The sequence below is a fragment of the Pseudomonas sp. SLBN-26 genome (assembly GCF_006715895.1).
In the GTDB taxonomy this organism is placed as follows: Bacteria; Pseudomonadota; Gammaproteobacteria; order Pseudomonadales; family Pseudomonadaceae; genus Metapseudomonas; species Metapseudomonas otitidis.
In genome coordinates, this window is the sequence record NZ_VFOB01000001.1 from 1,640,650 (window position 1) to 1,659,458 (window position 18,809).

Here is an 18,809-nt window from a genome sequence, read left to right on the forward strand (position 1 = left end):
TGAGACGGATGGAGCCTCAGGGGCACCAGTAGATCGACAGCGGCCGGCGCAGGAAGGCGCGGATCGGCATGGCCTCCACGTCCTCGCCCTGCAGCGCGGCGGCCAGGGTGTCCAGCTTGCCGCGCCCTTGCAGGGCCAGCAGGGTCAGGCGGCTGCCTTGCAGCAGGGCCAGGGGCAGCGTCAGGCGCTGGTGGGGCACGCTGGGTGCGCGGGTCGCCAGGCACCGGGCGCGGCAGGCCGGGTCCAGGGCCTCGGTCAGGTTCGGGCTGCCGGGGAACAGCGAGGCGGTGTGGCCGTCTTCGCCCATGCCCAGCACCAGCACGTCGATGGGCTGCGGCAGCGCTTCCAGGGCCTGGTCGGCCAGGCGCGCGGCCTCCTCCTGGGTGGCGGCGGCCTGGTAGAGGCCGACGAAGCGGGCCTTGGCGGCTTCGCCCTGGAGCAGGTGGCGCTGCACCAGCCCTTCGTTGCTGTCCGGGTGGCTCACCGGCACCCAGCGCTCGTCGGCCAGGCCGACGGTCACGGCGGACCAGTCCAGCCGCGCTTGCGCCAGGCGTTCGAAGAAGGCCACCGGGCTGCGCCCGCCGGACACCACCAGGGTGGCGCTGCCGCGTGCGGCCAGGGCCTCGCGCAGGGCCTCGGCCACGCGCTGGGCCAGGTGCCCGGCCAGCTCGGCGGCATCCGCCAGGGCTATCGGCTCCACGGCCGGGGGGAATCGGAGGTCAGAGATCGCCATACCAGCTCCTTCCGTCTCGGGTGATCAGTGCGATGGAGGCCACCGGGCCCCAGGTGCCGGCGGCATAGGGTTTGGGGGCATCGCCCAGCTGCTTCCAGCCTTCGATGAGCTGGTCGCACCACTGCCAGGCGTATTCGATTTCGTCCTTGCGCACGAAGAGGTTCTGGTTGCCCTGCATCACCTCCAGCAACAGGCGCTCGTAGGCATCGGGGATGCGCGCGCTGCGGTAGGTGTCGGAGAAATTCAGTTGCAGCGGGCCTCTGCGCAGTTGCATGCCCTTGTCCAGGCCCTGCTCCTTGGTCATCACCTGCAGGGAGATGCCTTCGTCCGGTTGCAGGCGGATGATCAGCCGGTTGCTGATCAGCGGCCGCTGCTCTGGAGCGAAGATGTAGTGCGGCGGTTCCTTGAAGTGGATGACGATCTGCGACAGCTTCTGCGGCATGCGCTTGCCGGTGCGCAGGTAGAAGGGCACGCCGCTCCAGCGCCAGTTGCGGATGTCGGCCCGCAGGGCGACGAAGGTCTCGGTGTCGCTGTGGGTGTTGGCGTTCTCTTCCTCCAGGTAGCCCGGCACCGACCGGCCCTGGCTGCTGCCGGCGATGTACTGGCCGCGCACCACCTGCTGCGCCACCTGGGCGGCGGTGATGGGCGCCAGGGCCTTGAGCACCTTGACCTTCTCGTCGCGGATGCTGTCGGCGGAGAGGTTGCTGGGCGGGTCCATGGCGATCAGGCAGAGCAGCTGCAGCAGGTGGTTCTGCACCATGTCGCGCAGCTGGCCGGCCTCGTCGAAATAGCCCCAGCGCCCTTCGATGCCCACCTGCTCGGCCACGGTGATCTCCACGTGGGAGATGTGGTGCTGGTTCCACTGGGTCTCGAACAGGCTGTTGGCGAAGCGCAGGGCGATCAGGTTCTGCACCGTCTCCTTGCCCAGGTAGTGGTCGATCCGGTAGATGCGGCTCTCCGGGAAGTGCACCGCCACGGCGTCGTTGATCCGCCGGGAGGACTCCAGGTCATGGCCGATGGGTTTCTCCAGCACCACCCGGGTGTTCTGCACCAGGCCCACCTGGGCCAGGCCTTCGCAGATGGCGCCGTACACCGAGGCCGGGGTGGCGAAGTAGGCGATCAGCGGCTCGTCCGCCCCCACCCGCTCGGCCAGCTCGCGGTAGCCCTCGGCGTGGAGGAAGAAGTCCATCGACAGGTATTCCAGCCGCGCCATGAAGCGCGCCACCTGGTCGGGGTCGATCTCGCGCTCGGGCACGTGGCGCTCCAGGTGCTCGGCGATGGCGGCCTGGCGGGCGCCGTTCTCGTCGCTTTCACGGGCCAGGGCGAGGATGCGGGTGCGCGGGTGCAACAGCCCCGCGCGGTCCAGCTGGTAGAGCGCCGGGAACAGCTTGCGCAGGGCCAGATCGCCAAGGGCGCCGAACAGGGCAAAGGTGCAGGGTTCTACAGTGATGGCAGCCATGATGTTTTGTTCTTCTACAAGGTTGAGAGAGATTTACACCGCCAGAATTCGCAACACAAGAAAAAATGTAGTAATAAACACAACATTTAGTCACACCCCTGTTACCTCTGGCTGGCGACTGTGGCCCTCAGTACGATAGGCCACCGTTTCCGCAGGCCCTGCTAAGGAACCCCATGGACCGCATGCGCAATCTCCTGGAGCAGATCCAGGGCCGTCTCGACGAACTCAACAAGGCCGAACGCAAGGTCGCCGAGGTGATCCTGCAGGACCCGCAGCAGGCCACCCGCTTCAGCATCGCCGCCCTCGCCCAGGCCGCCCAGGTCAGCGAGCCCACGGTGAACCGCTTCTGCCGCTCCTTCGGCGTCAACGGCTACCCGGAGCTGAAGATGCAGCTGGCCCAGAGCCTGGCCAGCGGTGCGGCCTACGTCAGCCAGTCGGTTTCGGCCGACGACGGCCCCGAGGCCTACACGCGGAAGATCTTCGGCAGCGCCATCGCCTCCCTGGACAGCGCCTGCCAGAGCCTCGACCCGCAGCTGATCAGCCGCGCGGTGGACCTGATGATCCAGGCCCGGCAGATCCACTTCTTCGGCCTCGGCGCCTCGGCCTCGGTGGCGCTGGATGCCCAGCACAAGTTCTTCCGCTTCAACCTGGCCGTCTCGGCCCACTCCGACGTGCTGATGCAGCGCATGCTCGCCTCGGTGGCACACACCGGGGACCTGTTCGTGATCATTTCCTACACCGGGCGCACCCGCGAGCTGGTGGAGGTGGCGCGCCTGGCCCGGCAGAACGGCGCCTCGGTGCTCGGCCTCACCGCCGCCGGCTCGCCGCTGGCCAAGGCCAGCACCATCAGCCTCAACATCCCGTTGCCGGAGGACACCGACATCTACATGCCGATGACCTCGCGGATCATCCAGCTCACCGTGCTCGACGTGCTCGCCACCGGCGTGACCCTGCGCCGGGGCATCGACTTCCAGCCGCACCTGCGCAAGATCAAGGAAAGCCTCAACGCCAGCCGCTACCCGGCGGACGAAGAGCCGGCCTGAGCCCCGCCCCAGAGGGCAAGGCGGACATTCCGCACCTGGTCCCGGGCTGAAGCCCGGGCTACGTCGTGTGCCACCCTCTTCTTGGGCAGACCCGCCTGGGCGTGATTGATTCGAGTCCGATGGTCAGGCGGTAGCACCACGGGCGTGACCCGGTGGCCTGGGTTACACCCCGTGCCTCGGGCGACGCCCGTGATCAGGAACGTAGCCCGGACTTCAGTCCGGGGAACCCGCGCCAACCGTTCCCGGGCTGAAGCCCGGGCTACCCCGTGTACCGCCCTCGTAGGATGGGCTGAGCTACGCGAAGCCCATCACGGGCGTGGCACGGTGGCCTGGGCTGTAACCCCGTGCCTCGGGATGCTGATGGGGTTCGCACCGCTCACCCGCATCCTACGGCGTGCCTTCCATTACCTCATGCAATGCCCGGGCTACCCCGCAATCCAGGCCTTCAGCGCCAACCTGGCCTTGTCCCCCGGTGCCAGGACCCGCCCCGGTTCGCCGCAGGCGGCGGCCTGCACCGACAGGAACCCCAGGCTCTCCGACCAGCTCACCTCGGGCAGCGGCCGGCTGCCGGGGTGCCAGACCACGGTGTGGGGGTTGTCGCCACCGTCGATGCACAGCCGCCGTTGCCAGCCCGGGTCCTGCAGGGTCAGCGTCCCGCCCCGCTGGAAGCGCCTGTGCACGCCCTCGGTGACCCGCAGCTCGCCGGCTTGCCGACAGGGCTCTCGGGCCAGCAGGTCGTGCCCGTCGGCGCCATCCAGGCCGAGCAGTGCCACCCGCGCCACATCCGACACCCGCCAATAGGCGTGCAGGGCCTGGCTGAGGACGCACGGCTCGCTGTCACGGTGGGTCGTCACCAGCTCCAGGCTCAGGGCATCCCCCAGGCAGGCCCGCAGCTCCACCTGCCAGTCGTGCAACTGCAGGCGCCACTCCAGGCGCACACCCTGGGCGTCGGCGTCCTTGCCGACCAGCCGCCAGTCGGAGAGCCGCGCCCAGCCATGGTGGGGCCAGCCGCTTTCCACCGGATGGCGCCCGAACCAGGGCCAGCACACCGGTACGCCACCGCGAATGGCGCCCACGCGCGGCCAGTGATGGGCGCACCAGAGCACCGGACGCTCGCCGCGCGGCTGGTAATGCAGCAACTGCCCACCCTGGCGGCTGAACACCGCCGAGCAGCGGGAATGCTCCACCAGCAGCAGCTCGCGCCCCTGGTGTTCACACCAGCGGAACAGCTGCCCGCTGGCCGGCCGCAGCAGGGCGTCGAGGGGATGCGCGCCGCCCTCCCCCGCCTGCCCTGCACGGCGCGCCCCGTCGCGCTCAGCAGCCGCCACGGGCCGCTCCCGTCACTTCCACCAGTACTCCACCTGCACGCCGAAGTTGGAGCCGTGCAGCGCATCGCCGAAGGCCCCGGTGTCGGACAGCGCCGAACCGGCGGCCAGTTCGCTGGCAGCGCGCTGGGCGGCCTCGTTCCAGCTGGCGTAGGTGTAGTAGAGGCGGAACTCCGGACGCTGGGAGAACCCCGGCCCGGACGGCGACCAGGTGGGTGCCACGGTGAACTTGGTGAGCTTGCGGGTGCCGCCGGGGGCCTCCACCTGGTCGCGGCCCAGCTCGGTCACCAGCTTGAACTGGTCGGTGAAGGCGTAGACCGGGCGCACGCCGATGGACAGCCAGTTCTGGTCGTCGCCATCCGGGCGGGTGTCCTTCTGGTAGACCACCTCGAACTGCCCGCCGAAATGCGGCGTCACCTGCCAGTCGAAGAACTCCACCAGGCGCCAGCTCTTGTTGGCGTTATCCAGGGTCGGGTCGCCGGTGTAGCCCAGCGCCGTGCCGGGCCCGCGCCCGTATTGCAGGGCCACGGTGTTGACCCCGCCGAGGAAGGCCTGCTGCTTGTGCTGCGCCGAGACCGACCAGCCGCTGTGGGCGCCGGTGCTGTCGGGCTTGGAGAGGTAGCTGACGCCCAGCTCCACTTCGCCACCGGGGTTGGTCTGGAAGCCGCCGACGTTGAAGTCGTGGCGGTTGATGTAGGGCTTCTGCTCGTAGTTGTCCTTGCGCGAGAACACGTAGCTGTACTTCAGGTCGCCGATGGCCACTTCGTCGAAACCGAAGCCCGTGGCGCTCTGGTTCCAGTAGTAGAAGTCGGAGATGTGGATGTCGTTGCGCTTGTAGAAACGGCGCCCCGCCCAGAACGAACCGCCGTTGAGCGCCGGCATATTGCTCCACTCGGCGTACATCTGGTTCATCCGCGCGAAGCCGTAGTCACCGGTGAACTTCGGCGTGTGCCCGTACTGGTTGTACAGCTGCGCCATGCCCTCGATGCTGACCACCGAGCCGTCGTCCAGCTTGAGCAGGTCCTGGCGCAGGTCCAGCTCCATGTACTGCTCGCACTCGTTGCCCAGGCGGTACTTCGACTGCGCCCCCGGCAACTGGAAGCAGGACTGCGTGCCCCCTTCGCTGGAACCGCCGGCGCCGCTGCGCACGTACCCGCTGAACTCGACCGCCTGGGCCAGCCCGGAGGCGGCGAACAGCGTGCAGGGCAGTACCCACAAACCTCGGATCTTCGTGTTCATGTCCACTCCATTCTTATTGTTGTGTTGCGATGGAACGTTCCCTTGGCGCCCTCGCAGGGTGGGCTTCAACCCACCACGGGGCGATCGGCAGGGCTGAGACGAAGCCCCCTGCCTGCCATGGCCCGGCGTTGCCGGGCCATGGTTCAACGCCCCTTCAGCTGCGCCACGTTGGCGGGCAGCCCGGGGCTGCTGGAAGGGCCTGCCGGGCGCAGCCGCTCGCCGCTGTTGGCGTCGAACAGCAGCACCTTGCTCGGATCGATATGCAGCGTGAGGGTTTCACCTGGCCGAGGAACGGTATCCGGGCCGAGGCGGCAGCAGACCTTGGTGCGGTTGAGGCTGGTGAACACCAGCGTGTCCGGGCCGGTGGGCTCGACCACCTCCACCTCCACCCGCACGCCCGGGGCGCCACGGCTGTCCGGCGCGGCGCCGAGGATCTGCTCCGGGCGTATCCCGAGGATCACATCGCGCTCCTCGAACCCCGCCCCGCGCTCGCCCAGGGGCAGCTCGCAGCGGTCCTGGCCGCTGTCCAGCAGCGCCCACAGCTGGCCGTCGCGGCGCTGCAGGCGCAGGGGGATGAAGTTCATCGGCGGCGAGCCCATGAAGCCGGCGACGAAGAGGTTGGCCGGGTCGTTGTAGATCTGCTGCGGGGTGCCGAACTGCTGGATGACGCCATCCTTCATCACCGCCACCTTGTCGCCCAGGGTCATGGCCTCGATCTGGTCGTGGGTGACGTAGACGGTGGTGGTCTTCAGCCGCTGGTGCATCAGCTTGATCTCGGTGCGCATCTCCACCCGCAGCTTGGCGTCGAGGTTGGAGAGCGGCTCGTCGAACAGGTAGATCTTCGGCCGCCGCGCCAGGGCCCGGCCCATGGCCACCCGCTGCTGCTGGCCGCCGGAGAGCTGGCCGGGCTTGCGCTCCAGCAGGTGCTCGATCTGCAGCAGCTTGGCCACGCGGCTCACCTCCGCCTCGATCTCGGCGGGCGGCAGCTTGCGGATCTTCAGGCCGAAGGCGATGTTCTCGCGCACGCTCATGGTCGGGTACAGGGCGTAGGACTGGAACACCATGGCGATGTCCCGGTCCTTGGGGCTCATGCCGCTGATGTCCTGGCCGTCCACGAGGATGGCGCCGCCGCTGATGGCTTCAAGCCCGGCGATGCAGTTCATCAGGGTGGATTTGCCGCAGCCCGAAGGCCCGACGAGGATCAGGAACTCCCCCGAGTCGATGGACAGTTCGATGTCCCGGAGGGTGTCCGCCAGGCCGCTGCCGTAGCGTTTGTTCACGTTGCGCAGTTCGAGGGTTGCCATGTCGATCTCCACTAATCAGAAGCGCCGCGAACGGGCGCAGCCGCTTTTCAGCCCTTCACCGCACCGGCCGTGAGGCCGCGCAGGAAGTACTTGCCGGCGAATACGTAGACGAGCAGGGTCGGCAGGCCGGCGATCATCGCGGCGGCCATGTCGACGTTGTATTCCTTGGCCCCGGTGCTGGTGTTCACCAGGTTGTTGAGGGCCACGGTGATGGGCTGGCTGTCGCCGCTGGCGAACACCACGCCGAAGAGGAAGTCGTTCCAGATCTGGGTGAACTGCCAGATCAGGCAGACCATGATGGTCGGCACCGACATGGGCAGCAGGATGCGCCCGAAGATGGTGAAGAACCCCGCGCCGTCGAGCCGTGCCGCCCGCACCAGGGCATCGGGGATGCTCACGTAGAAGTTGCGGAAGAACAGCGTGGTGAAGGCCAGGCCGTACACCACGTGCACCAGCACCAGGCCGCCGGTGGTGTTGGCCAGCCCCAGCTTGCCGAGAGTGAAGGAGGCCGGCAGCAGCACCACCTGGAACGGCAAAAAGCAGCCGAACAGCAGCGCCCCGAAGAACAGCTGCGAACCGCGGAAGCGCCACATGGACAACACGTAACCGTTGAGCGCGCCGAGCAGCGTGGAGATCAGCACCGCCGGCACGGTGATCATCACCGAGTTCCAGAAGTAGCCGCCGACGCTGGCCCAGGCCTTGGCCCAGCCGACCAGGGTGAAGGCATCCGGCAGGGACAGCAGGTTGCCGGCGCGGATGTCGTCGGGGGTCTTGAAGCTGGTCAGCAGCATCACCACCAGCGGCACCAGGTAGAGCGCGCAGGCGACGATCAGGGTGGCATGGATGGCCAGGCGGCTGACGCTGAGCGGGGACTTTCCGGCCAGGCTAGTCATGGCGCTTGTTCCTCAGTTCGGAATACAGGTAGGGCACGATGATCGCCAGCACGGCGCCGAGCATGAGCATGGCGCTGGCGGCACCCAGGCCCATCTGCCCACGGGTGAAGGTGTGGGCGTACATGAACATCGCCGGCAGGTCGGAGGCGTAGCCGGGGCCGCCGGCGGTCATCGCCGCCACCAGGTCGAAGCTCTTGATGGCGATGTGGGCGAGGATCATCAGCGCGCTGAAGAACACCGGGCGCAGGCTCGGCAGGACGATGCGCAGGTAGATGGTCGGCAGGCTGGCGCCGTCCACCTGGGCGGCGCGGATGATCGACTGGTCGACCCCGCGCAGGCCGGCGAGGAACAGCGCCATGACGAAGCCGGAGGATTGCCACACGGCGGCGATCACCAGGCAGTAGACGACCCGGTCCGGGTCCACCAGCCAGTCGAGGCGGAAGCCTTCCCAGCCCCAGTCGCGCAGCAGCTTGTCCAGGCCCAGGCCGGGGTTGAGCAGCCATTTCCAGGCGGTGCCGGTGACGATCATCGACAGCGCCATGGGGTACAGGTAGACGGTACGGATGAAGCCTTCGCGGCGGATGCGCTGGTCCAGCAGCACGGCGAGGAACACGCCGATCACCAGGCTGATGGCGATGAACAACCCGCCGTACACCAGCAGGTTGTGGCTCGCCACCCACCAGCGGTCGTTGTCCCACAGGCGCTGGTACTGCTGCAGGCCCACCCAGCTGTAGCTGGGCATGAAGCGCGAGTTGGTGAAGGACAGGACGAAGGTCCAGAGGATGTAGCCGTAGAAGCCCACCAGCACGATGAGCATGCTCGGTGCCAGCACCAGCTTGGGCAGCCAGCGCTGCAGCGCATCCAGCGGTGAGGCCTTGGCGAAGACGGCGGTCGAACTCATGGGTCGCTCCGGGTTGGCAGGTGGCGCGCGCTGAGGCGCGGGAAATTCGGCACGGCCGGGCCCGCAGCGCAGGCAGCGTGGCCTGCGCCGTGGGCGGGTCAGTCGGCGGTTACTGGACGGCCTGGATCGCGGCAGCCAGTTGCTGGGCGGCCTTCTTTGGGTCGGCGGCGGGGTCGTTGAAGAAGTTGGTCACCACATCGAACACCGCGCCCTGCACGTAGCTGGAGGCGGCCATGCCGTGGGCCAGGCTGGGCTGCAGGCCGTTGCCGGCAGCGGCGGCCTTGAAGTCCTTCATGGACTGCTGGGCGCAGGCGTCGAAGCTGGACATGTCCTGGTCCAGGCGCACCGGGATCGAGCCCTTCTCCTGGTTGAAGAACTGCTGGAACTGCGGCTCCATCACCGTCCGCGCCAGGTCGTTCTGGGCCTTGCGGTTCTCCGCATTGCTCAGCTTGAACATGGCCAGGGAGTCGATGTTGTAGGCGAAGCTGCCCTGGGTGCCGGGGAACGGCAGGCACTGGTAGTCCTTGCCCGCCACCTTGCCGGCGGCGGTCCACTCGCTCTTGGCCCAGTCGCCCATGATCTGCATGCCGGCCTTGCCGTTGATCACCAGGCCGGTGGCGCTGTTCCAGTCACGGCCGGCGGCATCGGCATCGATGTAGCCGCGCAGCTTCTTCAGCGCGGCGAAGACCTGGACCATGGGCTCGCCGGTGAGGGTCGCCTTGTCCTGCTCGACGAAGGCCTTGTGGTAGCCCTCGGGGCCGAGGATGGCGAACACCAGGTCCTCGAACACGGTGCCGTCCTGCCAGGGCTGGCCGCCGTGGGCGACGGGGATGAAGCCGGCGGCCTTGAGCTTGTCTGCGGCGGCGAAGAACTCGTCGAGGGTGGTGGGCGGCGTGGCGCCGGCCTTCTTGAACACCTCGGGGTTGATCCACAGCCAGTTGACCCGGTGCACGTTCACCGGCACCGCCACGTAGTGGCCGTCGTACTTCATGATGCTGGCCACCTGCTTGGGCAGCAGCGTGTCCCACTTGCCCTCCTCGGCCACCTCGTCCATCTCGGTGAGCAGGCCCAGTTCGCCCCACTCCTGGATGTCGGGGCCCTTGATCTGCGCCGCCGAGGGCGGGTTGCCGGACACGGCGCGGGTCTTCAGCACGGTCATGGCCGCCTCGCCACCGCCACCGGCGACGGCGAAGTCCTTCCAGGTGTGGCCTTTCTCTTCGACGAGCTTCTTCAGGGTGTCGGCCGCGCGCTTTTCGCCGCCGGAGGTCCACCAGTGCAGGACTTCCACTTCGCCGGCGAGGGCGGACAGGGGGAACAACGAAGCGAGGGAGATGACAGCAGTCAGGCGAGACAGAGCATTCATGGGCAATACCTTGTTGTTCTTATTGGTCATGCAAGTCGGTGCTTGCGCTGACCAGCAGTCTAAACACGCCCCGAAAGGCCCTGGGTAACAAAGGGATTGTCGATGGTCACGGGGCCGTTACAAAGCGCCGTGTGAACGCAAACGCCTGACCTGCTTGGCAAAATCCGCAACCCACCATGGAGCCGTGGTGCCTCAACGGCCCCTCCCCTGGCGCCCGTCGGCACGCGACGGGTGCCCCGCCCCCTGCCAGCGCCCCTAGGGGCCCTAGGGGGAATCCCTATATCGAGACCCTCTGGCGCGACCTATCTTTGCGCACATTCCGCATTTCACAGGACGTGTCCCGTGCTGGCCTATTCCCTCCTCTGCCTCGCCCTCCTCCTCGGCTTCGCCGGCCTCGGACTCGGCCAGCCCTGGGTCACCGGAGCCGGCCTGGCCCTGGCGGCGGGTGCCGCCGTTGCGCTGCGTCCTCGCAGCGCCCAGCCGACTCGCGAACCCCAGGTGGATGACCTGCCGAGCGCGCCGGTGCAGGCCGATTGCGTGCCGCTGCTGACCAGCGTGCTGCCCGCCTGGGGGCAGAACCTCGGCCAGGTGCGCGAACTGGTGTCCAGCAACATCGGCCAGCTGTTCCAGCACTTCTCCAGCCTCGCCCAGCGCCTGGACCAGACCCTGCAGCGCTCGGAGAACGTGGTAGGCGGCTCCGGCGTCGCCGACAACCTGCGCAGTGCCCAGCAGCGCCTGGACGAAGTCACCACCGCCTTCCACAAATCCGCCGATCGCAAGACCGAACTGCTCAACACCATCGGCCACCTGGACAGCTACGCCACCGAGCTGCAGAGCATGTCCAAGCACGTCCAGGACATCGCCAGCCAGACCAACCTGCTGGCCCTCAACGCCGCCATCGAGGCCGCTCGCGCCGGTGACTACGGGCGTGGCTTCTCGGTGGTGGCCGACGAGGTGCGCAAGCTCTCCAGCCTCTCCGCCGAGACCGGCCAGCGCATGGTGGAGAAGGTCGGCGAGATCAACCAGGCCATACGCGGCACGGTCAACGCCGCTGCCGAGCTGTCCAGCAGCGAGGAAAACAACCTGCGCTACCTGGACCAGGTGGCCGGGGAAATCATGAAGGACCTGGGCGCCAACCTCGACGAGCTGGCCGAGAGCGCCATCGCCCTGCAGCAGGACGCCCGCACCACCCAGGGCGACATCCAGCAGATCATCGTCGGCATGCAGTTCCAGGACCGCACCGACCAGATGCTCGACCACCTGCAGCACGACATCGAGCGCCTGCGCCAGGCCGTGCAGAGCCAGGACCCGATCCTCGGCGAGCCCCATCGCTGGCTGGCCGAGCTGCGCCGGCAGTTCACCACCGACGAAGAACGCACCGGCCGGCGCGCCAAGCCGGCCGACAACGAAGTCACCTTTTTCTGATCCGGGAGCCACACATGAGCAAGACCATCCTCATCGTCGACGACTCATCCTCGATGCGACAGCTGGTGAAGATGACCCTGGGCGGCGCCGGCCACCAGGTCATCGAAGCCGTCGACGGCCGCGACGCCCTGACCAAGCTCAACGGGCAGAAGATCAACCTCATCATCAGCGACGTGAACATGCCCAACCTGGACGGCATCAGCCTGGTGAAGGAGATCAAGAACAGCAAGGACTACCGCTTCACCCCCATCGTCATGCTCACCACCGAGAGCGAGCAGGCGAAGAAGGCCGAAGGCCAGGCCGCCGGCGCCCGCGCCTGGATCGTCAAGCCATTCCAGCCGCAACAGCTGCTGGCCGCCGTCGAGAAGCTGGTGGGTTGAGATGCTCACGGTCCATGTGAAAGCCCCGGGGCACCTCGAGCTGGAGGGCAGCCTGACCATCTACGAGGTGGCCGACGCCCACGCCGAGCTGACCGCGCGGCTGGCCGAGCAGGCGGCCGACCAGCCCTGGCGGCTGGACCTGCATGCCCTGGAAGACCTCGACAGCGCCGGCCTGCAACTGCTCCTGGCGCTGCGCCGGCAGGTGCTCGGCAATGGCGCCATGCTGGTCATGGAAGGCATCCAGGGCGGCCCCCTGGAACTCATCACCCTGCTGCGCCTGGAGCACCTGCTCCCGGCCGCCGCCGCACCCACGGCCTGAGCGGAGACCGCCATGCTCAACGGAGACCAGTGGAGCCAGCTGCTGCAGGGGTTCATCGAGGAAGCCCGCGACCTCAGCCAGCAGGCCGAGGAATACCTGCTGCAGCTGGACCAGCAGCCCGACGACGCCGAAGCCATCAACGGCCTGTTCCGCGCCATGCACACCCTCAAGGGCTCGGCCGGACTGTTCTCCCTGACCCCGCTGGCCAGCTTCACCCACCACCTGGAAAACCTGCTGATGGCGGTGCGCGACGGCCAGCGCCGCCTGGAGCCGTCGCTGGTCTCGCTGATGCTGCGCTGCCTCGACGAGATCGTCTCGATGATCGCCCTGATCGACGCGGAGACCGGCGAGTTGCCGGTGGACGAAGCGCACCAGGCCGAGCTGCTGGCCGCCCTGGCGGCGCACCTGGGCGAGCCCCTGGCCGCCGCACCCGAGACGCACGAAGCGCCGGCAGCCGCCCAGGAAGAGCGCGGCAGCGGCGCCTGGCACCTGTCGCTGCGCTTCGACGGCGACCTGCTGCGCAACGGTTTCGACCCCATGTCGTTCATCCAGTACCTGGGGCGCCTGGGCACGGTCACCAGCCTGCAGGTGCTCGACGACAACCTGCCGCCCTTCGCCGAGATGGACCCGGAAACCTGCTACCTGGGCCTGGAGATCGACCTGGACACCCCGGCGAGCAAGGCCGAGATCGAGGACGTCTTCGAGTTCATCCGCGACTTCTGCACCCTGCGCATGCTGCCGCCGGCCAGCACCCTGGACGATTGCCTGCGGCTGATCCAGGCCCTGCCGGAAGCCGACGAGCGCATCGGCGGCATCCTCGTCGCCGCCGGCCTGCTCACCGAACACGAACTGCAGCAGGGCCTCGCCGTCCAGGCCAGCGCCCCGGTGGAGAAACCGCCCCTGGGCGCGGTGCTGGTGGAACAGGGCCTGGTGGCGCCCCAGGCGGTGGACGCCGCCCTCGCCCGCCAGCAGAAGACCCGCCGCGACGGCGAGCGCCGCGCGCCGAATACCGAAAGCACCCTGGTGAAGGTGGCGGCCCACAAGCTCGACGAACTGATCAACCTGGTGGGCGAGCTGGTGATCAGCGCCGCCGCCGCCCGCATGCAGGCCCAGGAGCATGGCAACCCGCTGTGCCAGGAGAGCGCCCAGACGGTGAACCAGCGCGTGGAGCAGATCCGCGAGGCGGCGCTGAAGCTGCGCATGATCGAGATCGGCGACACCTTCAACCGTTTCCACCGGGTGGTGCGCGACGTCAGCCAGCAACTGGGCAAGGACATCCGCCTGGAGATCCGCGGCGCCGACACCGAGCTGGACAAGACGGTGATCGACAAGCTCGCCGACCCCCTCACCCACCTGGTGCGCAACGCCATCGACCACGGCATCGAACCGGCCGAACAGCGCCTGGCCGCCGGCAAGAGCGCCGAGGGTCACCTGGGCCTGAACGCCTTCCACGAGTCCGGGATGATCGTCATCGAGGTCAGCGACGACGGGCGCGGGCTGAACACCGCGCGCATCCGCGAAAAGGCCATCGAGCGCGGCCTGCTGGACCCGCAGGCCAACCCGCCGGAACACGAGGTGCAGCGGCTGATCTTCGCCGCCGGCTTCTCCACCGCCGACAACGTCTCCGACCTCTCCGGCCGGGGGGTCGGCATGGACGTGGTGCGCAGCGCCATCGAGGCCCTGCGCGGCAGCATCGAGATCGACTCGCGGCCCGGCCAGGGCTGCGTCTTCCGCATCCGCCTGCCGCTGACCCTGGCCATCATCGACGGCTTCCTGGTGAGCCTGGGCGGCGAGCATTTCGTGGTGCCGCTGAACCTGGTCACCGAATGCCTGGAGCTGGACGAGGCGCGCCTCGGCCGCCGTGCCTATGGCCACATCGAGCTGCGCGGCCGCCCGCTGCCCTGCATCGACCTGGCCGCCCACTTCGACCTGCCCAGCAGCGCCCAGGGCCGCCGCAACATCGTGGTGGTCAGCCTCGGGCGGCGCCAGGCCGGGCTGATCGTCGACGAGCTGCACGGCGAGCTGCAGACGGTGATCAAGCCCCTCGGCCTGCTCTTCGAACACCTGCGGGGCATCAGCGGCTCCACCATCCTCGGCTCCGGCCAGGTGGCGCTGATCCTCGACATCGCCAGCCTGCTCCAGCACCTGCAACAGAACGCGGACGCAGAGCCGCGCACCCTCGCCAATCCCGTACCAGCACGGCCCGATCTCGCGGGCCAGTAGGAGAGCCTCACCATGCAATTCGTCCGCAACATGAAAATCGGGGTCCGGCTGATCGCCGGCTTCTCCCTGGTGGTGCTGCTCACCGCCGCGGTGGGTGGGCTGGGCATCGTCAACCTGCACAAGGTCAACGACCTCACTGACAAGATGTACCTCGGCGAGGTCGGCGCGCTGAAGACCATGATGAAAGCCAACATGGACCTCATCTACACAGGCCGTCACTTGCGCAGCAACCTGCTGGCCACCACCCAGGACGACCGCCAGCGCACCGCTGACCAGGTGGAAAGCTCGCTGAAAAGCCTGCACCAGAACCTCGACAAGGCCCGCGACAGCTTCAAGAGCGAGCAGTCCATCGCCAAGCTGGCGCAGATGGAGGCGAGCCTCAGCGAGTACGAGGATGTGGTGCGGCGCATGCTGGCCCTGAACCGCAATGCGCCGTTGGCGGAGGCCACCGAGCTGACCGCGCTGATGCCCGAGCTGCGCCAGCACGGCAATACGGCGGACAAGCTGCTCACTGACTTGGTCGACCAAAAGGACGCCCGCGCCAAGGAAGCCAACGACACCATCACCGAGATCTACCTCGGTTCGCGCACCCAGCTGATCGTCCTGATGGTCATCGCCGCCGTGATCGGCTTCGCCATCGGCATCTTCGTCACCCGCTCCATCACCCGCCCGCTGAACCGCGCGGTGGCGGTGGCCGACAACCTGGCCGAGGGTGACCTGTCCACCGAGATCGAGGTGGACAGCCGCGACGAGACCGGCCGCCTGCTGGCCTCCATGCAGCACATGACCGAGCGCCTGCGCACCGTCATCAGCGACGTGCGCAGCGCCGCCGACTCGCTGTCCTCGGCCTCCGAGGAAGTCAGTGCCACCTCCCAGTCCCTCAGCCAGGCCGCCACCGAACAGGCCGCCAGCGTCGAGGAAACCACGGCCTCGGTGGAGCAGATGTCCGCCTCCATCGCGCAGAACACCGAGAGCGCGCAGATCACCGACGGCATCGCCGGCAAGGCCGCCAACGACGCCGTGCAGGGTGGCCAGGCGGTGGGCGAGATGGTTCAGGCGATGAAACAGATCGCCAACAAGATCGGCATCATCGACGACATCGCCTACCAGACCAACCTGCTGGCCCTCAACGCCGCCATCGAAGCCGCCCGCGCCGGCGACCACGGCAAGGGCTTCGCGGTGGTCGCCGCCGAGGTGCGCAAGCTCGCCGAACGCAGCCAGGTGGCCGCCCAGGAGATCGGCGGCGTGGCCAGCAACAGCGTGCAACTGGCCGAGCAGGCCGGGCACCTGCTGGACGAGATCGTGCCGAACATCCAGAAGACCTCCGACCTGGTGCAGGAGATCACCGCCGCCTCCCGCGAGCAGAGCACCGGCGCGTCGCAGATCAACATCGCCATGGGCCAGATGAACCAGATCACCCAGCAGAACGCCTCCGCCTCCGAGGAGCTGGCCGCCACCGCCGAAGAGATGAACGCCCAGGCCGGGCAGTTGCTGGAGCTGATCAACTACTTCCGCCTCGAAGCCAACGCTGCGCGGTCGGCGGCGCCGACACGGGCCGAGCGCCCTGCCGCCGCCGTGCGCGAATTGCGCCGGCCGACCACTGCCGTGGCCCGCAAGCCCCAGCCGGTGGCCGACGAAGGCCACTTCGTGAACTTCAACTGAGGGGGACGGCATGAGCGAACTCCAGGCAGTCCTGGCCAGCGAGGCGGAGGAAAGCGTGCAGCACCTGTCGTTCCGGGTGCGTGACGCGCGCTACGCGCTGCCCATCGACCTGGTGCGGGAGATCATCGAATACGGCCAGGTCACCACCGTACCGATGATGCCGGTCTTCATCCACGGGGTGATCAACCTGCGCGGCAACGTGGTGCCGGTGATGGACCTGGCAGCGCGCTTCGGCCAGGACCTGAGCGTGCCGAACAAACGCACCTGCATCGTCATCATCGAGCTGGACCTGGACGAACAGCACCAGCGCATCGGCCTGGTGGTGGATGCGGTGGACGCGGTGCTGGACATCGAGCCCGACCAGGTGGAGCAGGCGCCCCCCTTCGGCGCCGGCATCCGCACCGACTTCATCGCCGGGATGGCGCGGGACGAGCGCGGCTTCACCATCATTCTCGACGTGCGGCGCGTGCTGTCGCTGGAGGATATCCGCCAGTTGAGCCTCGCCCAGCAGGCCGGCTGATGCCCCACCAGCACCTGCCCAAGCTCAGCGACGCCGACTTCCGGCAGTTGCAACAGCTGATGCTGGAGGCTTCGGGCATCCACATGACCGACCAGAAGCGCATCCTCATGGCCGGCCGCCTGATGGGCCGGCTGCGGGCGGTGGGCGCGGGCACCTTCACCGATTACCTGCGCCTGCTCGGCGATCCGGCCAACCAGGACGAGCGGCGCCTGGTGGTGGACCTGCTGACCACCAACGAGACCTATTTCTTCCGCGAGCCGCAGCACTTCAAGATGCTCGGCGAATGGGCCGCCCACCAGCGCAAGCCGCTGCACCTGTGGAGCGCGGCCAGCTCATCCGGCCAGGAGGCCTTCAGCATGGCGATGACCCTCGCCGAACATGCCCGGACCAAGGACTGGTCCATCTTCGCCAGCGACCTCAGCCTGCGCATGCTGGAAAAGGCCCGCAGCGCCACCTACCCCATGGAGCAGGCCGAGCACTTCCCCCCCGGCTGGCTGCAGCGCCACTGCCTGCGCGGCGTGGAGGAAAGCGCCGGGCTGTTCCGCATCAGCCAGGCGCTGCGCCACCGGGTAATGTTCGCCGAGCTCAACCTGACCCGGCCGATCCCCCGGGAGATCGGCCCCTTCGACGTGATCTTCCTGCGCAACGTGCTGATCTACTTCGGCCAGGACGAGAAGCGCGGCATCGTCGAGCGGCTGGTGGAGCGCTTGCGCCCGGAGGGCCTGTTCTTCATCGGCCACGCCGAAAGCCTGCACGGCTTCAAGCTGCCGCTGCGGGCGATCCGCCCCTCGGTCTACCAACGCACATGAATCCGGCCAGGGGGAACGCCGCCATGATCAAGGTTTTCATCGTCGATGACTCGGCCCTGGTGCGCCAGGTGCTCACCGCCTGCCTCGACAACCACCCCGGCATCCAGGTGATCGGCCAGGCCGCCGACCCGTTGTTCGCCCTGGACAAGATGCGCAAGCAATGGCCCGACGTGCTGGTGCTGGACGTGGAGATGCCGCGCATGGACGGCATCACCTTCCTGCGCAAGATCATGGCCGAGCGCCCGACCCCGGCGATCATCTGCTCGACCCTGACCGAGAAAGGCGCGGCGGTGACCCTGGACGCCCTCGCCGCCGGTGCCGTGGGGGTGTTCACCAAGGCCCGGCAGGGGTTGAAGGACAGCCTGCAGCAGATGTCCGGCGAGTTGATCCGGCAGATCGAGGCCGCCGCCCGCAGCCGCCCGCATGCCATGCCCAGCACCGCCGTGCCGGCCGCCGCCCCTCCCAGGGAGGCGCCCGCTCCCCGTCCCACTGCCCTGTCCACCACCGACCGGGTGGTGGCGCTGGGCACCTCCACCGGTGGCACCCAGGCCCTGGAAGTGGTGCTGCGCCAGTTGCCGGTGGACTGCCCGGGGATCGTCATCGTCCAGCACATGCCGGAGAAGTTCACCGCCGCCTTCGCCCAGCGCCTGGACAGCATCTGCGCCATCGACGTGCGGGAGGCAAAACACATGGATCGGGTGCGCCCGGGGCTGGCGCTGGTGGCACCCGGGGGCAAGCACATGCAGCTCAAGCGCAGCGGTGCCCAGTACCTGGTGGAGGTGCTCGACGGCCCGCCGGTGAACCGCCACCGACCCTCGGTGGACGTGCTGTTCCGCTCGGTGGCGCGCCACGCCGGGCACAACGCCATGGGCGTGATCATGACCGGCATGGGCGACGACGGCGCCCGTGGCCTGCTGGCCATGCGCGAAGCCGGTGCCCGCACCGTGGCCCAGGACGAGGCCAGCTGCGTGGTGTTCGGCATGCCCAAGGAGGCGTTGCGCATGGGCGCGGCCCAGGTGACGGAACCGCTCGGCCGTCTGTCGGAAGTGATCGTGCAGTACGCCCGCGGTCAGCCCAGCGCCCGCGCTCACGAAAGCGCACGCTAGGGCCTTCCGCTCCCCGGCCATCGATGATGGCCGGTTGCTACCGTTCGTCCGGACCAAAGAGGCGAACTTTTGCGATCGGTGCTACTCCGTAGCTGTACGGCCTGC

Annotated in this window: 17 protein-coding genes; 9 read left to right on the forward strand and 8 right to left on the reverse strand. The window is 68.2% G+C overall.

Annotated elements, in window-relative coordinates; all coding sequences use genetic code 11:
• Positions 1-16: 16 nt before the first annotated feature.
• Together pgl and zwf are read right to left on the reverse strand one after the other, a co-directional pair.
• Complete coding sequence (gene pgl, locus FBY21_RS07430) at positions 17-733, reverse strand: 6-phosphogluconolactonase (protein WP_142009916.1); 717 nt, start codon at positions 731-733, stop codon at positions 17-19.
• Positions 720-2,192 (reverse strand): glucose-6-phosphate dehydrogenase, encoded by a 1,473-nt coding sequence (zwf, locus tag FBY21_RS07435; RefSeq protein ID WP_142009918.1) that lies wholly within the window; start codon positions 2,190-2,192, stop codon positions 720-722. Before zwf ends, pgl begins: the two co-directional genes overlap by 14 nt.
• A 182-nt stretch (positions 2,193-2,374) precedes the next feature.
• On the opposite strand from zwf, the gene FBY21_RS07440 reads away from it, so the two are divergent.
• Positions 2,375-3,235 carry a MurR/RpiR family transcriptional regulator gene (locus FBY21_RS07440; RefSeq protein ID WP_172435076.1) on the forward strand — a complete coding sequence of 287 codons (861 nt, stop codon included), beginning with the start codon at positions 2,375-2,377 and terminating at the stop codon, positions 3,233-3,235.
• Positions 3,236-3,660: 425 nt separating this feature from the next.
• On the opposite strand, the gene FBY21_RS07445 is transcribed toward FBY21_RS07440, so the two are convergent.
• From FBY21_RS07445 to FBY21_RS07470, 6 genes are all read right to left on the reverse strand, one after another.
• Entirely contained in the window at positions 3,661-4,563 is a 903-nt protein-coding gene (locus FBY21_RS07445) for a D-hexose-6-phosphate mutarotase (protein WP_142009920.1), read from the reverse strand.
• A 12-nt stretch (positions 4,564-4,575) separates the two neighbouring features.
• Positions 4,576-5,799: a maltoporin gene (locus FBY21_RS07450; RefSeq protein ID WP_253543667.1), complete on the reverse strand. Its 1,224-nt coding sequence runs from the start codon at positions 5,797-5,799 to the stop codon at positions 4,576-4,578.
• Between the two features lie 143 nt (positions 5,800-5,942).
• A complete protein-coding gene (locus FBY21_RS07455) occupies positions 5,943-7,103 on the reverse strand; it encodes an ABC transporter ATP-binding protein (protein WP_142009923.1) in 1,161 nt (386 codons plus the stop codon).
• 47 nt (positions 7,104-7,150) lie between these two features.
• Positions 7,151-7,996 carry a carbohydrate ABC transporter permease gene (locus FBY21_RS07460; RefSeq protein WP_142009925.1) on the reverse strand — a complete coding sequence of 282 codons (846 nt, stop codon included), beginning with the start codon at positions 7,994-7,996 and terminating at the stop codon, positions 7,151-7,153.
• Positions 7,989-8,897, reverse strand: coding sequence for a carbohydrate ABC transporter permease (locus tag FBY21_RS07465; protein ID WP_142009928.1), 909 nt, complete (start codon positions 8,895-8,897; stop codon positions 7,989-7,991). The genes FBY21_RS07460 and FBY21_RS07465 overlap by 8 nt, the downstream gene beginning before the upstream one ends.
• Positions 8,898-9,006: 109 nt before the next feature.
• Positions 9,007-10,260 carry an ABC transporter substrate-binding protein gene (locus tag FBY21_RS07470; RefSeq protein WP_142009930.1) on the reverse strand — a complete coding sequence of 418 codons (1,254 nt, stop codon included), beginning with the start codon at positions 10,258-10,260 and terminating at the stop codon, positions 9,007-9,009.
• Between the two features lie 684 nt (positions 10,261-10,944).
• On the opposite strand from FBY21_RS07470, the gene FBY21_RS07475 reads away from it, so the two are divergent.
• Genes FBY21_RS07475 through FBY21_RS07510 form a run of 8 tightly spaced genes read left to right on the forward strand, consistent with a single transcriptional unit; the run spans position 10,945 to position 18,704 of the window.
• Entirely contained in the window at positions 10,945-11,685 is a 741-nt protein-coding gene (locus tag FBY21_RS07475; RefSeq protein ID WP_260845426.1) for a methyl-accepting chemotaxis protein, read from the forward strand.
• Positions 11,686-11,699: 14 nt separating this feature from the next.
• Positions 11,700-12,065, forward strand: a complete 366-nt coding sequence (locus FBY21_RS07480; RefSeq protein WP_044406509.1) for a response regulator — start codon at positions 11,700-11,702, stop codon at positions 12,063-12,065.
• 1 nt (position 12,066) lies between these two features.
• Positions 12,067-12,384, forward strand: coding sequence for an STAS domain-containing protein (locus FBY21_RS07485; RefSeq protein ID WP_044406507.1), 318 nt, complete (start codon positions 12,067-12,069; stop codon positions 12,382-12,384).
• Positions 12,385-12,396: 12 nt separating this feature from the next.
• The gene (locus tag FBY21_RS07490) at positions 12,397-14,607 is read left to right on the forward strand and encodes a chemotaxis protein CheA (RefSeq protein WP_142009933.1); all 2,211 of its coding nucleotides are present in this window, start codon (positions 12,397-12,399) and stop codon (positions 14,605-14,607) included.
• A 12-nt stretch (positions 14,608-14,619) separates the two neighbouring features.
• Complete coding sequence (locus FBY21_RS07495) at positions 14,620-16,269, forward strand: methyl-accepting chemotaxis protein (protein WP_142009935.1); 1,650 nt, start codon at positions 14,620-14,622, stop codon at positions 16,267-16,269.
• 10 nt (positions 16,270-16,279) lie between these two features.
• Entirely contained in the window at positions 16,280-16,789 is a 510-nt protein-coding gene (locus FBY21_RS07500; protein WP_074972667.1) for a chemotaxis protein CheW, read from the forward strand.
• Entirely contained in the window at positions 16,789-17,598 is an 810-nt protein-coding gene (locus FBY21_RS07505; protein ID WP_142009937.1) for a CheR family methyltransferase, read from the forward strand. Before FBY21_RS07500 ends, FBY21_RS07505 begins: the two co-directional genes overlap by 1 nt.
• A gap of 23 nt (positions 17,599-17,621) precedes the next feature.
• Positions 17,622-18,704, forward strand: a complete 1,083-nt coding sequence (locus FBY21_RS07510) for a chemotaxis response regulator protein-glutamate methylesterase (RefSeq protein ID WP_074972663.1) — start codon at positions 17,622-17,624, stop codon at positions 18,702-18,704.
• The last annotated feature ends 105 nt before the right edge of the window (positions 18,705-18,809 follow it).

Bases quoted from the DNA above. Each gene is read 5' to 3' on its own strand.
- FBY21_RS07465 (WP_142009928.1), bottom strand. From the start codon at position 8,897: ATGAGTTCGACCGCCGTCTTCGCCAAGGCCTCACCGCTGGATGCGCTG.
- zwf (WP_142009918.1), bottom strand. From the start codon at position 2,192: ATGGCTGCCATCACTGTAGAACCCTGCACCTTTGCCCTGTTCGGCGCC.
- FBY21_RS07495 (WP_142009935.1), top strand. From the start codon at position 14,620: ATGCAATTCGTCCGCAACATGAAAATCGGGGTCCGGCTGATCGCCGGC.
- FBY21_RS07470 (WP_142009930.1), bottom strand. From the start codon at position 10,260: ATGAATGCTCTGTCTCGCCTGACTGCTGTCATCTCCCTCGCTTCGTTG.
- FBY21_RS07490 (WP_142009933.1), top strand. From the start codon at position 12,397: ATGCTCAACGGAGACCAGTGGAGCCAGCTGCTGCAGGGGTTCATCGAG.
- FBY21_RS07480 (WP_044406509.1), top strand. From the start codon at position 11,700: ATGAGCAAGACCATCCTCATCGTCGACGACTCATCCTCGATGCGACAG.
- FBY21_RS07440 (WP_172435076.1), top strand. From the start codon at position 2,375: ATGCGCAATCTCCTGGAGCAGATCCAGGGCCGTCTCGACGAACTCAAC.
- FBY21_RS07450 (WP_253543667.1), bottom strand. From the start codon at position 5,799: ATGAACACGAAGATCCGAGGTTTGTGGGTACTGCCCTGCACGCTGTTC.
- FBY21_RS07455 (WP_142009923.1), bottom strand. From the start codon at position 7,103: ATGGCAACCCTCGAACTGCGCAACGTGAACAAACGCTACGGCAGCGGC.
- FBY21_RS07460 (WP_142009925.1), bottom strand. From the start codon at position 7,996: ATGACTAGCCTGGCCGGAAAGTCCCCGCTCAGCGTCAGCCGCCTGGCC.
- FBY21_RS07510 (WP_074972663.1), top strand. From the start codon at position 17,622: ATGATCAAGGTTTTCATCGTCGATGACTCGGCCCTGGTGCGCCAGGTG.
- FBY21_RS07500 (WP_074972667.1), top strand. From the start codon at position 16,280: ATGAGCGAACTCCAGGCAGTCCTGGCCAGCGAGGCGGAGGAAAGCGTG.
- pgl (WP_142009916.1), bottom strand. From the start codon at position 733: ATGGCGATCTCTGACCTCCGATTCCCCCCGGCCGTGGAGCCGATAGCC.
- FBY21_RS07505 (WP_142009937.1), top strand. From the start codon at position 16,789: ATGCCCCACCAGCACCTGCCCAAGCTCAGCGACGCCGACTTCCGGCAG.
- FBY21_RS07485 (WP_044406507.1), top strand. From the start codon at position 12,067: ATGCTCACGGTCCATGTGAAAGCCCCGGGGCACCTCGAGCTGGAGGGC.